At 70.8% G+C, this 18,352-nt stretch carries 16 protein-coding genes and 1 pseudogene; 10 read left to right on the forward strand and 7 right to left on the reverse strand.

Annotated elements, in window-relative coordinates; genetic code table 11:
• The first annotated feature begins 21 nt into the window (after window positions 1-21).
• The 3 genes from AB0D34_RS33925 (at window position 22) to AB0D34_RS33935 (ending at window position 2,494) form a co-directional block, all read left to right on the forward strand.
• Window positions 22-549 (forward strand): SigE family RNA polymerase sigma factor, encoded by a 528-nt coding sequence (locus tag AB0D34_RS33925; RefSeq protein WP_362668636.1) that lies wholly within the window; start codon window positions 22-24, stop codon window positions 547-549.
• Window positions 546-1,463: a hypothetical protein gene (locus AB0D34_RS33930; protein ID WP_362668638.1), complete on the forward strand. Its 918-nt coding sequence runs from the start codon at window positions 546-548 to the stop codon at window positions 1,461-1,463. Before AB0D34_RS33925 ends, AB0D34_RS33930 begins: the two co-directional genes overlap by 4 nt.
• Before the next feature lie 95 nt (window positions 1,464-1,558).
• Window positions 1,559-2,494 carry a dihydrodipicolinate synthase family protein gene (locus tag AB0D34_RS33935; protein ID WP_362668641.1) on the forward strand — a complete coding sequence of 312 codons (936 nt, stop codon included), beginning with the start codon at window positions 1,559-1,561 and terminating at the stop codon, window positions 2,492-2,494.
• A gap of 177 nt (window positions 2,495-2,671) precedes the next feature.
• Here the strand turns inward: AB0D34_RS33935 and AB0D34_RS33940 are convergent, their stop codons facing one another.
• The 5 genes from AB0D34_RS33940 to leuA form a co-directional block, all read right to left on the reverse strand.
• Window positions 2,672-3,343: a response regulator transcription factor gene (locus tag AB0D34_RS33940; RefSeq protein WP_362668643.1), complete on the reverse strand. Its 672-nt coding sequence runs from the start codon at window positions 3,341-3,343 to the stop codon at window positions 2,672-2,674.
• Window positions 3,340-4,518: a histidine kinase gene (locus AB0D34_RS33945; protein ID WP_362668861.1), complete on the reverse strand. Its 1,179-nt coding sequence runs from the start codon at window positions 4,516-4,518 to the stop codon at window positions 3,340-3,342. The genes AB0D34_RS33940 and AB0D34_RS33945 overlap by 4 nt, the downstream gene beginning before the upstream one ends.
• 101 nt (window positions 4,519-4,619) lie before the next feature.
• A complete protein-coding gene (locus tag AB0D34_RS33950; RefSeq protein WP_362668646.1) occupies window positions 4,620-6,692 on the reverse strand; it encodes an MMPL family transporter in 2,073 nt (690 codons plus the stop codon).
• A 138-nt stretch (window positions 6,693-6,830) separates the two neighbouring features.
• Complete coding sequence (locus tag AB0D34_RS33955) at window positions 6,831-7,526, reverse strand: TerB family tellurite resistance protein (protein ID WP_362668649.1); 696 nt, start codon at window positions 7,524-7,526, stop codon at window positions 6,831-6,833.
• A 185-nt stretch (window positions 7,527-7,711) separates the two neighbouring features.
• The gene (leuA, locus tag AB0D34_RS33960) at window positions 7,712-9,433 is read right to left on the reverse strand and encodes a 2-isopropylmalate synthase (protein ID WP_362668651.1); all 1,722 of its coding nucleotides are present in this window, start codon (window positions 9,431-9,433) and stop codon (window positions 7,712-7,714) included.
• Between the two features lie 319 nt (window positions 9,434-9,752).
• Here leuA and AB0D34_RS33965 point away from each other — a divergent pair, with 319 nt between their 5' ends.
• The 4 genes from AB0D34_RS33965 to AB0D34_RS33980 are packed head-to-tail and all read left to right on the forward strand — an operon-like array spanning window position 9,753 to window position 13,712.
• A complete protein-coding gene (locus tag AB0D34_RS33965; RefSeq protein WP_362668653.1) occupies window positions 9,753-10,820 on the forward strand; it encodes a M4 family metallopeptidase in 1,068 nt (355 codons plus the stop codon).
• A gap of 21 nt (window positions 10,821-10,841) precedes the next feature.
• Entirely contained in the window at window positions 10,842-11,108 is a 267-nt protein-coding gene (locus tag AB0D34_RS33970) for a protealysin inhibitor emfourin (protein WP_362668655.1), read from the forward strand.
• Window positions 11,109-11,166: 58 nt separating this feature from the next.
• Window positions 11,167-12,477 carry a GH1 family beta-glucosidase gene (locus AB0D34_RS33975; protein ID WP_362668657.1) on the forward strand — a complete coding sequence of 437 codons (1,311 nt, stop codon included), beginning with the start codon at window positions 11,167-11,169 and terminating at the stop codon, window positions 12,475-12,477.
• Window positions 12,474-13,712 carry an MFS transporter gene (locus AB0D34_RS33980; protein WP_362668660.1) on the forward strand — a complete coding sequence of 413 codons (1,239 nt, stop codon included), beginning with the start codon at window positions 12,474-12,476 and terminating at the stop codon, window positions 13,710-13,712. The genes AB0D34_RS33975 and AB0D34_RS33980 overlap by 4 nt, the downstream gene beginning before the upstream one ends.
• 52 nt (window positions 13,713-13,764) lie before the next feature.
• Here the strand turns inward: AB0D34_RS33980 and AB0D34_RS33985 are convergent.
• Window positions 13,765-14,618, reverse strand: a pseudogene (locus AB0D34_RS33985) (NAD(P)-dependent oxidoreductase).
• 118 nt (window positions 14,619-14,736) lie between these two features.
• Here AB0D34_RS33985 and AB0D34_RS33990 point away from each other — a divergent pair.
• Window positions 14,737-15,591: a helix-turn-helix transcriptional regulator gene (locus tag AB0D34_RS33990; protein WP_362668663.1), complete on the forward strand. Its 855-nt coding sequence runs from the start codon at window positions 14,737-14,739 to the stop codon at window positions 15,589-15,591.
• Here the strand turns inward: AB0D34_RS33990 and era are convergent.
• On the reverse strand, window positions 15,588-16,556 hold the full coding sequence (gene era / locus AB0D34_RS33995; RefSeq protein ID WP_362668666.1) for a GTPase Era: 969 nt from the start codon (window positions 16,554-16,556) through the stop codon (window positions 15,588-15,590). The two genes, AB0D34_RS33990 and era, sit on opposite strands and share 4 nt — an antisense overlap.
• A gap of 141 nt (window positions 16,557-16,697) precedes the next feature.
• Between era and AB0D34_RS34000 the strand changes: the two genes are divergently transcribed.
• Together AB0D34_RS34000 and AB0D34_RS34005 are read left to right on the forward strand one after the other, a co-directional pair.
• Window positions 16,698-18,008, forward strand: coding sequence for an ammonium transporter (locus AB0D34_RS34000; protein ID WP_362668669.1), 1,311 nt, complete (start codon window positions 16,698-16,700; stop codon window positions 18,006-18,008).
• The gene (locus AB0D34_RS34005) at window positions 18,005-18,343 is read left to right on the forward strand and encodes a P-II family nitrogen regulator (protein ID WP_362668671.1); all 339 of its coding nucleotides are present in this window, start codon (window positions 18,005-18,007) and stop codon (window positions 18,341-18,343) included. Before AB0D34_RS34000 ends, AB0D34_RS34005 begins: the two co-directional genes overlap by 4 nt.
• Window positions 18,344-18,352: the final 9 nt, after the last annotated feature.

Genomic DNA, 18,352 nt, shown 5'->3' on the forward strand with positions numbered 1-18,352 from the left:
GAGGGCGAGGGAGGGTGCTTGATGCAGGCCGAACTAGAGGATCGGTTCCAGGAATTCGTCAGAGCGAGATGGTCGCACCTCGTGCGGACCGCCTATCTGCTCACCGGCGACGCTCATCACGCCGAGGATCTGACGCAGACGGCGCTGGCGAAGGCGTACCGCTCCTGGCGGCGCGTCGCGGGCAGTGACAACCCGGAAGCGTACGTCCGGCGGATGCTCGTCACCTGCAACAGCGACCGCTTCCGCAAGCGGCGCGTGCGGGAGTCGCTGACGGACGCGCCGCCGGAGCGGGCGGGCCGGGACGAGGCGGTGGCCCGGGTCGACGAGCGGGGTGTGCTGCTGGGCGCCCTGGCCGGGCTGCCGCCGAGGCAGCGGGCGGTGATCGTCATGCGCTACTGGGAGGACCTGTCGGAGGCGGAGGTCGCCGAGGTACTCGGCTGCTCGCCGGGCACGGTCAAGAGCCAGGCGTCCAAGGGGCTGGCGAAGTTGCGTACGTATCCGGGGCTCGCGCAGGTCATGGACCGCGCCCCGCAGGGAGGCACGAAGTGAGCGACACGAGCGAAGAGGAGCGGGACTTCGAGGAGCAACTGCGGGAGCTGCTCTCCGAGGACGCGTACACGATCCGGCCGTCGCCGGCGCCGTATCCGCGGATCCGCCGCCAGGGCGTGGTCGAGCGGCGTCGGCGGGTGGCGGTGGCCGGGGCCGCCCTGGTGACGCTGGCCGCGGTGCCGGTGGGGGCGTTCGCGGTGGGCGGCGGGGGGACGGGGGTGGCGGACACGGCGACGACACCCAGCGCGTCCGCGAGCCCCACGCCGACGGCCACGCCCTCCCCCACCCCCAGTGGACCGGCGGGGCCCGCCACGGCAGAACAGCTGCGGGACGGGATCACGCGCGAGCAGGCGGTGGAGGGGCTCCACAAGTGTCTCGCCTGGGAGCGGGAGAACGTGGCCATGGGCGCCCGGGACTCGCACCTGGGCAAGGCCGACGAGTACCGGATCATCCTGGCGCTGAACAGCACCGGTGATCTCAACGCCCCCGGTGACGGCATCTGGGTGGTGGCCGTGAAGGAGCAGCCGACGCAGATCCGGCTGGCCTGCAACATCAAGGACGGCGAGGCCTCCGGCGCCAACATCAGCGGCGGCAGCGACCGGCAGCCGGACTCGCCGCCCGTGGTGGCCGACATCAACGCCAACAAGCTCTACCAGCAGTCCTTCCTGAACAAGGGCAACTGGAAGCTGCCGTTCAGCTGGGGCTTCATCGGCGAGGTCGATCCGACGGTGGCCAAGGTGACCGTCTCCTACGGCGGTTCCACCAGCGAGGCCGTCCTCGACCACGGCTGGTTCGCCGCCGCCGGCACCCTGACCGAACAGGTCACCAGGAACCCGCACGTCAAGGGCTACGACAAGGGCGGCAAGCTGATCTACGACTCGGACGAGGACGAGACGTACCAACAGGTGCAGTAGTGAGTCAGCTCGGGGACAGGGGGCGCCGTACAGGGGTCGGCGCCCCCTCACCCTTTGCGGGAGGATCAGTGGACGGCCGATCCCGAGGAGCCCCGATGACCCTTCCCGCCCCACTGACCGGTGTCGTCCCGCCCGTCTGCACGCCGCTGACACCGGACCGCGAGGTGGACGTCCCCTCCCTGCTCAGGCTCGTCGACCATCTGGTCGCGGGCGGGGTGCACGGGCTGTTCGTCCTCGGTACGTCGTCGGAGGCGGCCTTCCTGACGGACACCCAGCGCAGGCTGGTGGTGGAGGCGGTCGCCGGGCATGTCGGGGGTCAACTGCCCTTGCTGGCCGGGGTGATCGACATGACGACGGCCCGGGTCCTGGACCATGTGCGGGCCGTCACCGCGGCGGGCGCCGACGCGGTCGTTGCCACCGCCCCCTTCTACGCCGCCACCCATCCGGTGGAAATCGCCCGCCACTACCGCCTGGTCGCGGCCGCGAGCCCCGTCCCGGTCGTCGCCTACGACCTCCCGTCGGGCGTCCACACCAAGCTCTCCTCGGACGTGGTCCTGGACCTGGCCGCCGAGGGCGTGCTGGCCGGCCTCAAGGACTCCAGCGGGGACCTCGCGGGCTTCCGCAGGGTCGTCTCCGGCGCCCGGTCCCGCCCCGACATCACCGGCTTCAGCGTCGTGACCGGCTCCGAACTCCTCGTCGACGCGGCCCTCGCGGTCGGCGCCGACGGGGCGGTGCCCGGTCTCGCCAACGTCGACCCCGAGGGGTACGTCCGTCTCGACCGCCTGTTCCGCGCGGGCGACCGGGAGGCGGCCCGCGCCGAACAGGAACGCCTGTGCACCCTGTTCGGCATGGTGTCCGTGGGCGACCCGGCCCGTATGGGCGCCTCGTCGTCGGCCCTGGGCGCCTTCAAGGCGGCGCTGCATCTGCGGGGCGTCATCGACTGCCCGGTGACGGCGGAGCCCCAGGTGCCGCTGTCAGAGGGCGAGGTGGAGCGAGTGGGCAGGTTCTTGGCCCGCGCGGGGCTGCTGTAGAGCCGTTTCTCCGCCCCCGCCGCTGCTTCCCGTCCCGTCCCCAGGGGGCTCAGCAGGGGCTGATTCCAGCCCGTCCGGTGTTTGAGGACGAGGCCCTTCGGGCCGATGGGGGGTCTGGGGGCGCAGCCCCCAAGGACGGGACGGGAAGGGGCGGCGGGGGCGAGAAAGCCACCCCGGTCACGTCATCCCCGGAGTCACCATCCCCGACTCGTACGCCACGATCACCAGTTGCGCCCGGTCCCGCGCCCCCAACTTCCCCATGATCCGGCTGACGTGCGTCTTCGCGGTGAGCGGGCTCAGGCCCAGCGCCTCGCCGATCTCCGTGTTGTTCAGGCCCCGCGCGACCAGGGCCAGCACCTCGCGCTCCCGGTCGGAGAGGCAGTCGGGGCCGCCCGCCGCCACCGCCACCGGCATGGACGGGCTGCGCAGGAACCGCTCGATCAACCGGGCCGTGGGCCCCGGGGACAGCAGCGCCTCACCGGCCGCCACCGTGCGGATGGCGTCGAGGAGTTCGGCCGGCCGGGTGTCCTTGACGAGGAAGCCGGAGGCCCCCGCGCGCAGTGCCTCGACGATGTTCTCGTCAGTGTCGTAGGTGGTCAGGACCAGCACCCGCACCCCGGCGAGCGCTTCGTCGGCCGCGATGAGCCGGGTCGCCTCGATGCCGTCGAGGTCGGGCATGCGGATGTCCATCACCACCAGGTCGGGCCGCACCTCCCGGGCGGCCCCCACGGCCTCCCGGCCGCTCCCGGCCTCTCCCACGACCTCCATGTCCCGCGCGGACTCGACGAGCATGGCGAACGCGGCCCGCACCAGGGTCTGGTCGTCGGCGAGCAGCACGCGGATGGTCATACGGTTCCCTCCCCCACGGTGAGCGGCAGTGCCGCCGTCACCTCGAACCCGCCGTCAGGGCGTGGTCCGGCGTCGAGTGTGCCACCGACGCTGCGGGCCCGCTCCCGCATTCCGACCAGTCCGAAGCCGGGGGTGCCGCCGGGGACGGGCCCGGTGCCGTCGTCGGTCACCGACACCCGCAGGGCGCCCGGTTCGTCGTACAGCCTGAGGCGTACGGCGGGTTCCGGTCCCGCGTGCCGGACCGCGTTGGTCAGTGCCTCCTGGACGATCCGGTAGGCGGCGGCGCCGACGGCGGGCGGCGGCGGGGTGCGCACGCGCAGGTCCTCTTCGACGCGGGCGCCCGCGAGCCGGGCCGCCGCGACGAGGTCGGACAGACCGTCGAGGCCGGGCAGCGGGCCGCGGGCGTCGGGCAGGCCGTGTTCGCGCAGCACCTCCAGGGTCGTACGGAGTTCACCGCGCGCGGTCCGGCAGGTCTCGGAGATGTCGTCGAGGGACTTGGCGACCGTCTCCCGGTCCAGGCGTTCGGGGTCGGCGGCCAGGACATGTGCGGCGACCGAGGTCTGCACGCCGATCAGGGTGATGGTGTGGGCGAGCAGGTCGTGCAGGTCGCGGGCGATCCGCAGGCGTTCCTCGGCGACCCGGCGGCGGGCTTCCTCCTCACGGGTGCGTTCCGCCTTTTCGGCGCGCTCGACGATCGCTCTGACGTACTCGCGGTAGTAGCGGACGTCGATGCCGCAGAACAGGACGGCGATGACCCAGCCGGAGATCCGCAGCAGTTCGACGGCCTGGTGGGTGCTGACGGTGAGCATGACGCTCGTGGAGACGGTCAGGACGGTGGCGCCCGTCAGGACCGTCCGCAGCGGGCGGCCGGTGACGGCGACCGTGTAGAGGGCGACGTACGCGGCCGGGGTGGGGGCGATGTGGTTGTAGTCGAGGGCGTGGTACGGCACGATCAGCGCCACCATCGCGGCCAGTACCAGGAGCGGGCGGCGGCGCCGCCACACGATCGGCACATGGGCGGCCAGCAGCAGCGTCCAGCCGAGGGCGTCGGGGCGGCGGGCCTCGTCGGTGAGGAGGCCGACGCACACGGCCGCCACCGCCAGCACGGCGGCGAGCAGCGCGTCGTTGCGGGTGCCGTGCGGGGCGGTGCGGGGGTCCCGGTTGACCGCCGCCATGATCCGCTCGCCGAGTCGGGGTCCGGTGATCTGCTGCACGGTCTCATCTTCGGGGCGGAGGGCGCCCTTCCGGGAGGGAAGGGCGCCCAGGAGTGACCTCGTCACACCGTTTCCCGCTGCCGTTCGGTGCGTACGGGCGGCTCGGGCGCCCGGGACAGCGGCCCCGGCCACCACACCTTGCGGCGCAGGGCGACGGCCGCGCTGGTGACCAGGTAGGTCCGCACGAGGAAGGTGTCGAGGAGCACGCCCACCGCGATCACGAAGCCCAGCTCGACGAGTTGGACCAACGGCATGTTGGTGAGCACCGCGAAGGTGGCCGCGAGGACCAGGCCCGCCGAGGCGATGACCCCGCCGGTCGAGCGCAGCGCGGTGAGGGCCGCGTCGACGGGTTCGGCTCCGGACAGGGACTCCTCGCGCATCCGGTGCATCAGGAAGATGCCGTAGTCGACGCCGAGGGCGACCAGGAACACGAAGGACAGCAGCCCGAGCCCGGGATCGGTGCCCTCGAACCCGAACACCGGCCCGAAGACCAGTCCGCCGATACCGAGGGCGGCGCCCCACACGGCGACCACGGCGGCCACCAGGATCAGCGGTGCGACCAGCGACCTGAGCAGCGCGATCAGGATCAGCAGCACGGAGACGAGGACGATCGGCACGACGATCGAGCGGTCCCGCGCGTTGGTGTCCTTCAGGTCGATCTGCTGGGCGCTGGGCCCGCCGACGTAGGACCCGTCCAGCTCGTCGCGCAGTGCCTCGATGGTCGCGGTCTCCCCCGCGGACTGGGGAGCACTCTTGGCCATGACGGCGATCTCGGTCCAGCCGTCTCCGGTACGGCCCCGCTGGGCGCTGTCGACCCCGTCCGTGCCCCGGATCGCGGCGAGGGTGGCGTCGGCGCGGTCGGCCGGGGTCATGACGCTGATGGGCTGGGTGCCCCGCTCCGGATACGCCTTCGCCAGCGTCTGCATGGCGGCGACGGCTTCGGGCCTGCTGGTGAAGGAGTCCTCCTGCTTGATGCTGCCGGGCAGGTTCAGCGTGCCCAGCGCGAGCGCCCCGAGCAGCACGGCCCCGCCGGCCAGCACGGTGAGCGGCCGCCGCCCGGCGGAGCTGCCCATCGCGGCGAACAGCGACCGGCGGACCTTGGGTGTGCTGCCGTAGCGCGGGACGAGCGGCCAGAACACCCTGCGGCCGAGCAGCATCAGGACCGCGGGCAGCAGCGTCATCATCGCGGCGAGCGCGACCAGCACCCCGACCGTCCCCAACGGCCCCATCCCGCGGCTGCTGTTGAGGTCGGCGGCGAGCAGGCACAGCAGGCCCGCGGCCACGGTCCCGGAGGAGGCGAGCACGGCGGGCCCGCAGCCCTTCAGCGCGGCCGCCATGGCGTCGTACGGCCGCTCAATGCGCCGTAGCTCCTCGCGGTACCGGGAGACGAGCAGCAGCGCGTAGTCGGTGCCGGCGCCGAACACCAGGATCGTCATGATGCCGCCGCTCTGGCCGGTGACGGAGGTCCCGAACCCCTGGTTGAGCCCGTAGGCGACAGCCCGCGCCAGGAACTCCGACATGCCCGCGACCCCGAGCGGCACCAGCCACAGCAGCGGACTGCGGTAGATGACGATCAGCAGCAGGGCGACCACCGCGGCGGTGGTGTAGAGCAGCGGTCCGCCGAGCGAGTTGTAGACCTCGGCGGCGTCGGTCGCGAGGGCCCCTTCCCCGCCGACCTCGACAGCGAGGCCGTCCCCGCCCTTCGCGATGTCCCGCACGTCGTTGACGAGCAGGTCGCGGGCCTTCTCATCCGTGCCCGGCTCGGTGCTGGAGACGGGATACATCACGGTGGTCCCGTCCTTGGACGGAATGCCCCGCGGCTCGGCGGTGAGTGTGTGCGTGTCCGCGATCCGCCCGATCTGCCCGGCGGCGGTGGCCTTGTCGGCCGCGGTCAGCCCACCGTCCCGGTGGTAGACGACGACCATCTGTGTGGCCCCGCCCCCGGGCAGCTCCTCCTGGATCTTCGCGACCTGCGTCGAGTCGGCGCTCGCCGGCAGATAGTCCACGGCCCGGTCCCGCTGCACGTCCGCGAGCTTCGACGCGAACGGCGACACGGCCGCCAGCACCACGATCCACAACCCCAGCACAAGCCAGGGCACGGCCCGCCGCCGTGCGCTCATATTTGCGGCCCCCATGACGGGCCCCCCTCCGGTTCGGATGTCTGGATCGCTTCCAGACTCCCGGCGGGGAGGGGTCGAATCGTCGGGCCGGAGGGCGAGTTGGGGGTTACTGCCGGGGGTGGCCCGGCAGCGCGCGTTACTCCCCCGGGAGTATCAGGACGGCGTCCGGGCCGCCGCCAGCAGGCGGGTCACGTCGTCCGCGCAGATCGTCAGGGCCGTGCCCACCGTCGACAGGACGTCTCGCTCCGCCGGGGTGTACGGGCCGTCCGCGAGGGCGATGCGGGCCGCCTGGAGGAGGATCGACTCGCGGCCCGCGGGGGCGAGGTGGGGGGCCAGGGGGTCGAGGGCCTCGTGGAGCTCTATGGCCAGGCCGGCTCCGCAGGGGCGGTCGTAGACGCGGCCGGTGTCCTGGGCCAGGGCCTCGACGAGGGCCTCCAGCTGGTCCTCGGTGCAGTCGTCGAAGCCGGCCGCGCGGACCGTGGTGGCCGCGGTCTCCAGGGAGGTGCGGGAGCAGGTGCCGCCCGCCGCGAGGACCGCGAGGGCGACCGTGTGGACGGCGTCACGGAGCATCGCGGAGAAGCGGGTGGTCGTGGGGTGGTCGAGGACGTCCGCGCCGAAGTGGCGCTGGCAGGCCGCGCATTCCACCACCGGCCCGGTGTCGCCGCGCGGCAGCACCGGGACGCCGAGGAGCGTGAAACGGCGGCGGCCGCTCAGACGCTGGTAGTTGCGGTCGCCCCCGCAGCCGGGGCAGAAGAACTCGCCGTCGCCGACGGTGGTCCACGCGGTACGGGTGCCAAGGAGGCGCGCAGGCCTGGCAGCACGGCCGTTTCGTCCCCGTCCTGGCAGCACGTCACACCTCCGCGTAACCCGGCGGCAACATCGCCGCGCTTGCGTGATGTTAGCCACATCAGCGGGGCGGAGTCAGCCCCCCGACGAGACCTACCCGTGACCTCCACGCGCCGATGGCCGATAAACGACGGGGCCTTGATCGCCGTATACAGCGATCAAGGCCCCAAAACCCCCGCTCAGAGGGATTATCGAGCGGCTCGGTTGACGGCGGAGACAACCGCCTTCAGCGACGCACGCGTCGTGTTCGCGTCGATGCCGATTCCCCACAGAACCTTGCCGTCGATCGCGCATTCGATGTAGGAGGCGGCCTGCGCGGAGGCGCCCTCGCTCATCGTGTGCTCCTGGTAGTCCAGCAGCCGGGCGTCGATGCCGACCTTGGCCAGCGCGTCGAAGAAGGCCGAGATCGGGCCGTTGCCGGACCCGGTCAGGATGGTGTCCTCGCCGTCGACCGTCGCCTCGACCCGCAGCGTGTCCACGCCGTCGGTGTCGGTCGTCGACTGCCCGTTCCTGACCTGGATACGGCCCCAGGGGTTCTCTGGGTTGGGCAGGTACTCGTCCTGGAAGGTCGCCCAGATGTCGGAGCCGGTGACCTCGCCGCCCTCGGCGTCCGTCTTGGCCTGGATGATCTTCGAGAACTCGATCTGCATCCGGCGGGGCAGGTCCAGCTTGTGGTCGTTCTTCAGGACGTACGCGATTCCGCCCTTGCCGGACTGCGAGTTGACCCGGATCACGGCTTCGTACGAACGGCCTACGTCCTTCGGGTCGATGGGCAGGTACGGCACCGCCCACTCGATGTCGTCGACGGTGACGCCCTTCGCGGCCGCGTCGGCCTCCATGGCGTCGAAGCCCTTCTTGATGGCGTCCTGGTGGGAGCCGGAGAAGGACGTGTAGACCAGGTCGCCCACGTACGGGTGGCGCGGGTGGACCTCCATCTGGTTGCAGTACTCCCACGTACGACGGATCTCGTCGATGTCGGAGAAGTCGATCTGCGGGTCGACGCCCTGCGAGAACAGGTTCATGCCGAGGGTCACCAGGTCGACGTTGCCGGTGCGCTCGCCCTGCCCGAACAGACAGCCCTCGACGCGGTCGGCGCCGGCCATCAGCGCCAGCTCGGCCGCCGCCACCGCCGTACCGCGGTCGTTGTGCGGGTGGATCGAGATGACGACGTGCTCGCGGCGGGAGATGTTGCGGTGCATCCACTCGAAGCGATCCGCGTGTGTGGAGGGGGTCGAACGCTCCACCGTGGCGGGCAGGTTGAGGATGATCTCGCGGCCCGGACCCGGCTGGTAGACGTCCATCACCGCCTCGCAGACCTCCAGCGCGAAGTCCAGCTCGGTGTCGGTGAAGATCTCGGGGCTGTACTGGTAGCCGAACTCCGTCTCCGGGCCCAGCAGCTTCTCCGCGTACTCCATGACGAGACGCGTGCCGTCGACGGCGATCTGCTTGATGTCGTCCTTGGAGCCCCGGAAGACGACCCGGCGGAAGACGGGGGCGGTGGCGTTGTACAGGTGGACGGTCGCCCGCTTGGCGCCCTTCAGCGATTCCACGGTCCGCTCGATCAGGTCCTCACGGGCCTGGGTCAGTACGGAGATGGTGACGTCGTCCGGGATGACGCCCGGCTCCTCGATGATCGACCGTACGAAGTCGAAGTCCGTCTGTCCCGACGCGGGGAAGCCGACCTCGATCTCCTTGTAGCCCATTTTGACCAGCTGGTCGAACATCCGGCGCTTGCGCTCGGGCGACATCGGGTCGATCAGGGACTGGTTGCCGTCACGCAGGTCGGTGGAGAGCCAGCGGGGGGCGACGGTGATCCGGTTGTTCGGCCAGGTGCGGTCCGGGATGTCGACCTGCTCGTACTGGCCGTACTTGTGGATCGGCATGGTGCTGGGCTGCTGGCGGTTCGCCATGATTGCGGGGCTCCTAGGGATGTCCGGAAAGGACGGCCGACACGCAACGCGAAGCTCCGCGGGGAGGGAGTCGACCTGGACTACAGGCCCTCGCCGCGGCAGCTAAGAAGAAGCAGCCCGAAACGCATGATGCGAAGCATGCTAGCCGAGCCGGTTCGGGTGCGAGGCGCCGTATCAGTATGCGGGACCCGGGGAGCGAATGGGACAAAAAGTGCGCCATACCACTTCGTCACGGAGCGTGTGCATCCCTGTCCGTATATTTCACCAATCATGGTTGCGGGTAGTGACACGGCCATGACCCAGTGCAAGGGTGCCGGGCATGACCACCCACGGGGGCTTCGAGCCCGTCTTCTGCACCGTCATTCCGCCGCATGTCCTCGACAAGCTGGCCCGGAACGACGACCCCGCACTCTCCGGTCCCGCCCAGCGCACCCTGATGCGCGACAGCGAGCTGCGCGGCCGCCGCCGCGTCACCACCGAGTTCGGCCTCGCGGCCGCGCCGACGGCGAAGGCACCGTCGGACCAGCCGCTGCGCACCATCTACGACGCCGAGCACAGGAACGACCTGCCGGGCACGAAGGTCCGCGCCGAGGGCTCACAGCCCGGCCAGGACGCCACCGTCAACCGCGCCTATGCCGGCCTCGGCGCCACCTTCGACCTCTACCTGAAGGCCTACACGCGCCACTCGATCGACGGCGACGGACTCCCGCTCGACGCGACCGTGCACTTCGACGAGAACTACAACAACGCCTTCTGGAACGGCGAGCAGATGGTGTTCGGCGACGGCGACGGCGAGATCTTCCTCGACTTCACCATCCCGATCGACGTCATCGGCCACGAACTCACCCACGGCGTCACGCAGTACACGGCGAACCTCACGTACTACGGCCAGCCGGGCGCCCTCAACGAGTCGATGTCCGACGTCTTCGGTTCGCTCATCAAGCAGTACACGCTCGGCCAGACCGCCGCCGAGGCCGACTGGCTGATCGGCGCGGGCCTGCTCGCGCCCAGCGTCTCCGGCAAGGCCCTGCGGTCCATGAAGGAGCCGGGCAGCGCGTACGACGACGACGTGCTCGGCAAGGACCCGCAGCCCGCGACCATGGACGACTACGTCCGCACCGGCCGCGACAACGGCGGCGTGCACATCAACTCCGGCATCCCCAACCACGCGTTCTACCTGGTCGCGACCGCCCTCGGCGGCCACGCCTGGGAGCGCGCGGGCCAGATCTGGTACGACGTCCTGACCGGCGGCGAGCTCTCCGACCGGGCCCTGTTCACCGACTTCGCGAAGCTCACGGTCGCGGCGGCGAAGGCCCGCTTCAACGAGGGCGACGAACTCCAGGCCGTGTCGAAAGCCTGGGAGCAGGTCGGGGTGCGGATCCTCTGAGTCCGTACTAGACAGGGACCCATGCGTATTCAGGTGAGGCGCACGGGCGGGTTCGCGGGCATCGAGCGGCACAAGGAGGTCGACACCTCCGGGCGGCCCGATGCCCACGAATGGCAGGCCCTGGCCGAGAAGGCGGTCGCCGCCGGTCGGGGCACCCGCCCGATCGGGGTGCCGGACGGCTTCAGCTACGAGATCACGGTGGACGGGAAGACGGTGTACGCGGCCGATCCCCGGTTGACGGAAGAGCAGCGGAAACTGATCTCGAAGGTACTCAAAGAGGGCGCGTAACTGCTTGTTCAGGCCTGCCCGTTGACTTCCCTACCCGCCGGTACCGATGATCCGGCGCATGGCGACTCAAGAGCATGCGATCCCGCGGTTCCCGGCCGGCTTCCTGTGGGGTGTCTCGACCTCGGCCCATCAGATCGAGGGCGCGGCGGACGAGCGCGAGCGGTCCGTGTGGGACGCCTTCACGGCCGAGCCGGGCCGGGTGAAGGACGGCTCGACGGCGGCGGTGGCCTGCGACCACTACCACCGCTACCGCGAGGACGTGTCCCTGCTGGCAGGCCTGGGCGTGGACGCGTACCGCTTCTCGATCTCCTGGCCGCGGGTGCGCTCCGAGAAGGGCCTCGACTTCTACGACCGTCTCGTGGACGAACTGGTCGCGGCGGGCGTACGTCCGGTCCCGACCCTCTTCCACTGGGATCTGCCGGTCACGCTGGACTGGCTGGACCGGGACACGGCGTCCCGGTTCGCCGAGTACGTGTCCCTCGTGGCCGACCGGCTCGGCGACCGCGTCAAGAAGTGGATCACCATCAACGAGCCCGCCGAACACACCCTGTTCGGCCACGCGTTGGGTGCCCACGCCCCCGGCAAGCAGCTGATGTTCGACGCGCTGCCCGCCGCCCACCACCAGCTCCTGGGCCACGGCCTGGCCGTACAGGCGCTGCGCGCGGCCGGTGCCACGGACGTCGGGATCGCCAACTCGCACGGCCCGACCTGGCCGGCGTCCCAGGACCAACCGGACGTCGAGGCCGCCGACTTCTACGACCTCCTGCTGAACCGTCTGTTCGCCGAACCCATCCTCCTGGGCGAATACCCCTCAGGGCTGGGCGACATGATGCCGGGTGACGTCTCCGCCGACCTCAAGGTCATCTCCGAACCGCTCGACTTCTACGGCGTCAACTACTACGCACCGACCCGCGTCGGCGCCCCGCAGGGCGAGGACATCGAGTTCGGCGGCCTGACGATCCCCGCCGAACTCCCCTTCTCCGTCCGGGAGATCGAGAACGTCCCGGTGACCGACTTCGGCTGGCCGGTGGTCCCGGAGGGCCTGACCGAACTCCTCACCGGCATGCAAGAGCGCTACGGCGACCGGCTCCCGCCCGTCGTCATCACCGAGAACGGCTGCTCCTACGAGGGCATCGACGACCAGGCCAGGATCGCCTACCTTGACGGCCACATCCGCGCCCTGCACAAGGCGGTCGAGGCGGGCGTGGACGTACGCGGGTACTTCGTGTGGTCGCTGATGGACAACTTCGAGTGGGCGGAGGGGTACGCGCAGCGGTTCGGGCTGGTGCACGTGGACTTCGAGGCGCTCACGAGGACCCCGAAGGCGTCGTACGACTGGTACCGCGACCTGCTCAGGGCCCAGAGGTGAGCACGGCTCTGGCCGAACCCGTCGACCGGGTGGGCAGGGGCTGGACGACGTCCCTCTCCCTCGCCAACGTGGCGATCTGGGTGGGCTGGTACGGCCCCCTCCAGATCCTGCTCGCCCGGCAGGCGGAGGACTTCGCACCCGGCACCGGCATGTCCAAGGAGACCCTGCTGGCCTGGGTGACCGGCGTGGGCGCGGTGGTGTCGCTGGCGGCGAACCCCTTCTTCGGCGCCCTGTCGGACCGCACCACGGCCCGCTGGGGCCGCCGCAGCCCCTGGATCGTGGCCGGTGCGGCGGGCGGCGCGCTGTCGTTGCTGCTGCTCGCGGGCGCGGACGGGCTGTGGCTGATGACGCTCGGCTGGTGTCTGGTCCAGCTCACCCTGAACGCGGCCTTCGCGGCGGTCACGGCGTCCGTGCCGGACCGGGTGCCGCGGCTCCAGCGGGGTGCGGTGGGCGGCTGGATCGGCGCGGCCCAGATCCTGGGTGCGGTCGTCGGCACGGGCCTCGCTACGGCGGCGGGCGGCATCGCGGCGGGCTATGCGGCGTGCGCGGTGTTCACACTGGCGGGTGTGCTGCCGTACGTGCTCCGCCACCGCGACCTGAGACTGGCGGCCACGGACCGGCCGCCCTGGTCCTGGCGGTCGTTCACACGCGGCTTCTGGCTGAGCCCGCGCCGCCACCCGGACTTCGCCTGGGCGTGGCTGACCCGCTTCCTGATCAACCTGAGCAACGCGCTGGTGATCCTCTACCTCCTCTACTACCTGCGGGACCGCCTCCACCACGACGACCCCGAACAGGGCGTCCTGATCCTCACCGCGGTGGACAGCGTGGCACTGCTGGCCACGGTGGTCGTGGGCGGCATCTGGTCGGACCGGCTGGGCCGCCGCAAACCCTTCGTACGCTGGTCGGGAGTGCTGATGGCGGCCGCCACGGGACTGCTGGCCGTCTGGCAGACCTGGCCGAGCGCGATCATCGTGGCGGCCCTGCTGGGGGTCGGGCTCGGGGTGTTCATGTCGGTCGACTTCGCGTTGATGACCGACGTCCTCCCCAAGGCCGCGGACCGCGGCAAGGACCTGGGCGTCATCAACGTGGCAAACGCCTTGCCCCAAGTGGCCGCCCCCGCACTGGCCGCGCCGATCGTGACGCACCTGGGGGGTTACAGGGTCCTGTACGGACTGGCGGCGGCGGTGGGTCTGGCGGGAGCGCTACTGGTAGGCCGCATAAGAAACGTCGAGTAGACCCACCCAGGGGCGCGGGGAACTGCGCGACCAGCCACAACGGACCCGCAGATCACAACGCTCCGGCCTCCCTCGCGGCATGAACAGACGGATAAACGGGCCGATACCCCAGCTCCCTGCGAATCCGCTCCGTCGACATGATCACCAGCCACGGATCGGGATCGACCCGCTCGTACAACTCCCCCGGAATCTCCACCCCGTTGAGCTGATGCAACTCCACCGCCGTCACCGGCGCGTCGTCGGCGATGTTGTACACCCGCCCCGAGATCCCCGGCGCGTACAGAATCCGCAGCAACCCCTGGGCCACATCCGCATGGTGCCCCACGTGAAGCCGCTGCGCCGACGCCCAGTTCTTCGCCCACATCAGGGACTGCGCAAGATGCGGATCCCCCTCCCCGTACACGAAGGGAAGCCGCCCGACCCGCACATCGAGCCCCTCCATCGCGAGCAACCGCCGCTCGGCCTCCGCCTTCGACTCCGGATAGGCGCCCCACATCGATCCGCCCGGGAGGGACTCGTCGTCCTCGGTGAGCGGCCGCCCCCGCCCGGTGCCGTACACAAGACCGGTGCTGACCTGCACGAACCGCCGAACGCCGGCGGCCACCGCGGCACGCCTCAGTTCCACCGCGGCGTCCCGGTTGACGGCCCGCGCCTCCTCGTCCGGCACGCCCCGGAACGCCGCCGCACGTTCACGACCGCGTCGACGCCGGCGACGGCCTTGCCGAGCACCTCGGTGTCACGGAGATCTCCTACGACGACCTCGGCGCCGAGCGCGGCGAAGGGCTCACCGCGGGCCGCGTCCCGCACCAGCACCCGTACCCTCTCCCCCGGCCGGGACTGCGCCAGCAGCCTCGGTACGAAGCGCCGGCCGACCTGTCCCGTCGTACCTGTCACCAGTGTCAGCATGTTCTGCTCCTCTCGTCCGGACCAGCGTGGAACGGCCGCGCACGCACCGGGAGAGACCTCTTGATCAGGGGATCGACAGTCCCTGGATAAGCCGGCGGGGGTGCCGCACGCTGGAGGGGTGAACCGAGCCGAACTCGCCGACTTCCTGCGCCGTGGCCGCGCCCGGCTGAACCCCTCCGACGTGGGCCTGACACCGGGCGCCCGGCGTCGTACACCGGGGCTGCGCCGGGAGGAGGTGGCGCAGCTGGCGGGGATGTCGGTGGACTACTACACCCGTCTCGAACAGTCCCGTGGCCCGCGCCCGTCCCGTCAGATGCTGACGGCGCTGGCCCGCGCGCTGCGCCTGGCGGACGTGGAGCAGGACCATCTGTTCCATCTGGCCGGGGAGGAGCCGCCGCGCCGGGAGACGGCGTCGGCGCATGTCCGGCCGGGGCTGCTGCTGATCCTGGACCGGCTGCACGACACCCCGGCGCAGGTGGTGAACGACTGCGGGGAGGTGCTGGCGCAGAACGCGATGGCGAGGGCGCTGGTCCGCGATGTGATGTCCCGCCCGCGGCGCGAGCGCAATCTGACCCGGCTCTTCTTCCTGGACCCGGGCGCGCGCACACTCTTCCCCGAGGAGGACCTCGCGGACCACGCGCGGACCCAGGTCGCCACCCTGCGCGCGGTGGCCGCGGCCCGCCCCGACGACCCGGAACCGACCGCGCTGGTGGCCGAACTCCGGTCGTCGAGCGCGGAGTTCGCCCGCCTGTGGGACGAGCACGAGGTGTCCCAGCGCAACAAGGCCACGAAACGCTTCGTGCACCCCGTGGTCGGCCTACTGGAGCTCGACTGCGAGGTCATGGTCAGCCACGAACACCACCACCTCCTGGTCGTCCACACGGCCCGCCCGGGGACGGAGGCGTACGAACGCCTGCAGTTGCTGCGGGTGGTGGGCCTGCAGGACCTGTCCCCGCAGGAGGCGACGCCCTAGAACCCCAGCTTCCGCAACTGCCGGGGATCCCGCTGCCAGTCCTTCGCGACCTTGACATGGAGGTCCAGGAAGACCGGCGTGCCCAGGAGCGCCTCGATCTGCTTCCGCGACTTGATCCCGACCTCCTTCAGGCGCTTGCCCTTGGGGCCGATGATGATGCCCTTCTGGCTGGGGCGCTCGATGTAGACGAAGGCGTGGATGTCGAGGAGGGGCTTGTCGGCGGGGCGGTCCTCGCGGGGGAGCATCTCCTCGACGACCACCGCGATGGAGTGCGGGAGCTCGTCGCGGACGCCCTCCAGCGCGGCCTCGCGGATCAGCTCGGCGATCATGACCTGCTCGGGCTCGTCCGTGAGGTCGCCCTCGGGGTAGAGCGCCGGCCCCTCGGGAAGCATCGGGATCAGCAGGTCAGCCAACAGGTCGACCTGCTTGTTCGCGGTCGCGGACACCGGGACGATCTCCGCCCACTCGATGCCCAGCTCCCTGCCCAGCTGGTCGATGGCGATGAGCTGCTCGGCGAGTGTCTTGGAGTCGACGAGGTCCGTCTTCGTGACGATCGCGACCTTCGGGGACTTCTTGATCCCCGCCAGTTCCTTGGCGATGAAACGGTCACCGGGCCCGAGCTTCTCGTTCGCCGGCAGACAGAAGCCGATCACATCGACCTCGGCCCAGGTGGTGCGGACTACGTCGTTCAGCCGCTCGCCCAGCAGCGTGCGCGGCTTGTGCAGCCCCGGGGTGTCCACCAGGATCAGCTGCGCGTCCGGCCGGTGCACGATCCCCCGGACCGTGTGCCGCGTCGTCTGCGGCTGGTTCGCGGTGATCGCCACCTTCTGGCCGACCAGAGCGTTCGTGAGGGTGGACTTGCCCGCGTTGGGGCGGCCCACGAAGCAGGCGAAGCCGGCGCGGTGGGGTGCCTGCGACGAGGCCGACGGCTCGGATGACTCACTACGAACGCTCATGCGGCCCATTCTCCCTGATCCACAAAGCTCCGCCGCATCGTGAGGGTTCGGTAACCCACACGCAACGAAACGTCACGGAAACACAGTCGTACGCATCCGGAAACGCACGCCGGTGACCCTCTGACGAGCCCCCACCTCGTTGGAGACCCCATGCCTCTCGCCGCGCAAGGCATCGACACCGGCGACACCGCCTGGCTGCTCGCCGCCACCGCCCTCGTCCTGCTGATGACCCCGGGCCTGGCCCTGTTCTACGGCGGCATGGTCCGCACGAAGAGCGTCCTCAACATGCTGATGATGAGCTTCGTGTCGATCGCCCTGGTCACGGTGGTGTGGCTGGCGGCCGGTTACTCGCTGGCCTTCGGGGACGACATCGGTGCCGGCCTCATCGGCGGCCTTGACCACGCCGGCATGAACGGCCTCGGCCCGGACAGCGTCCAGGGCACCGTCCCGACCCTCCTCTTCGCCACCTTCCAGCTCACCTTCGCGATCATCACCGCGGCCCTGATCAGCGGCGCGATCGCGGACCGCGCGAAGTTCGGGGCATGGCTGGTGTTCGTCCCGGTCTGGGCACTGCTCGTATACGTTCCCGTCGCCCACTGGGTGTGGGGACCGGGCGGCTGGATCCTCGACAAGCTCGGCGCGCTCGACTTCGCGGGCGGTCTGCCGGTCGAGATCACCTCCGGCGCCTCCGGTCTCGCCCTCGCGCTGGTCCTCGGCCCGCGCCTTGGCTTCAAGAAGGACGCCATGCGCCCGCACAACCTCCCCATGGTCGTCCTGGGCGCGGGGCTCCTCTGGTTCGGCTGGTTCGGCTTCAACGCGGGCTCGGCCCTCGGCGCCAACGGCCTCGCCGCCGCGGCCTTCCTCAACACCCTCGCGGCGGGGTGCACCGGCCTGCTCGGCTGGCTCTTCGTCGAGCAGAAGCGCGACGGCCACCCGACCACGCTGGGCGCCGCGTCCGGCGCGGTCGCGGGCCTGGTCGCGATCACCCCGTCCTGCGGTTCGGTCTCCCTCCTCGGCGCGCTCGTCGTCGGTCTCGCCGCCGGCGTCGTCTGCTCGTACGCCGTCGGCTGGAAGTTCAAGCTGAACTACGACGACTCGCTCGACGTCGTCGGCGTCCACCTGGTCGGCGGAGTCATCGGCACGCTCTTGATCGGCGTCTTCGCGGTCGAGTCGATGACCGGTGGCGCCGAGGGCCTCCTCTACGGCGGCGGGCTCGCCCAGCTCGGCAAGCAGCTGGTGGCCGTGGCCGCCGTGGGGACGTACGCCTTCGGGGTGACGTACGGCATCGGGAAACTGATCGACAGGACCATGGGCTTCCGGGCCGACGAGGAGCACGAGCACACCGGCCTGGACCTTACGGTGCACGCCGAGACCGCATACGATCACGGCGTCCTGGGCCACGGTGCCCCGGTCGGCGCGTCCTCCGTCCCCCACACCCAGAAGGTCAAGTCCCAGGCATGAAGCTCATCACCGCGATCGTCAAGCCGTACCGCCTCGACGAGATCAAGACCGCGCTCCAGGAGATCGGCGTCCACGGCCTGACCGTGACCGAGGCCAGCGGTTACGGCCGGCAGCGCGGCCACACCGAGGTGTACCGCGGCGCCGAGTACCAGGTCGACCTGGTCCCCAAGGTCCGTATCGAGGTTGTCGTCGACGACGCCGACTGCGACACGGTCATCGACGCCATCGTCAAGGCCGCGCAGACCGGCAAGATCGGCGACGGCAAGGTGTGGGCGCTGCCCGTGGAGACGGTCGTCCGGGTGCGGACGGGCGAGCGCGGGCCGGACGCGCTCTGAGGGAGGTCT

The sequence above is a fragment of the Streptomyces sp. NPDC048420 genome (assembly GCF_040651535.1).
In the GTDB taxonomy this organism is placed as follows: Bacteria; Actinomycetota; Actinomycetes; order Streptomycetales; family Streptomycetaceae; genus Streptomyces.

Bases quoted from the DNA above. Each gene is read 5' to 3' on its own strand.
- AB0D34_RS33925 (WP_362668636.1), top strand. From the start codon at position 22: ATGCAGGCCGAACTAGAGGATCGGTTCCAGGAATTCGTCAGAGCGAGA.
- AB0D34_RS33935 (WP_362668641.1), top strand. From the start codon at position 1,559: ATGACCCTTCCCGCCCCACTGACCGGTGTCGTCCCGCCCGTCTGCACG.
- AB0D34_RS33940 (WP_362668643.1), bottom strand. From the start codon at position 3,343: ATGACCATCCGCGTGCTGCTCGCCGACGACCAGACCCTGGTGCGGGCC.
- AB0D34_RS33945 (WP_362668861.1), bottom strand. From the start codon at position 4,518: ATGGCGGCGGTCAACCGGGACCCCCGCACCGCCCCGCACGGCACCCGC.
- AB0D34_RS33950 (WP_362668646.1), bottom strand. From the start codon at position 6,692: ATGGGGGCCGCAAATATGAGCGCACGGCGGCGGGCCGTGCCCTGGCTT.
- leuA (WP_362668651.1), bottom strand. From the start codon at position 9,433: ATGGCGAACCGCCAGCAGCCCAGCACCATGCCGATCCACAAGTACGGC.
- AB0D34_RS33965 (WP_362668653.1), top strand. From the start codon at position 9,753: ATGACCACCCACGGGGGCTTCGAGCCCGTCTTCTGCACCGTCATTCCG.
- AB0D34_RS33970 (WP_362668655.1), top strand. From the start codon at position 10,842: ATGCGTATTCAGGTGAGGCGCACGGGCGGGTTCGCGGGCATCGAGCGG.
- AB0D34_RS33975 (WP_362668657.1), top strand. From the start codon at position 11,167: ATGGCGACTCAAGAGCATGCGATCCCGCGGTTCCCGGCCGGCTTCCTG.
- era (WP_362668666.1), bottom strand. From the start codon at position 16,556: ATGGGCCGCATGAGCGTTCGTAGTGAGTCATCCGAGCCGTCGGCCTCG.
- AB0D34_RS34000 (WP_362668669.1), top strand. From the start codon at position 16,698: ATGCCTCTCGCCGCGCAAGGCATCGACACCGGCGACACCGCCTGGCTG.
- AB0D34_RS34005 (WP_362668671.1), top strand. From the start codon at position 18,005: ATGAAGCTCATCACCGCGATCGTCAAGCCGTACCGCCTCGACGAGATC.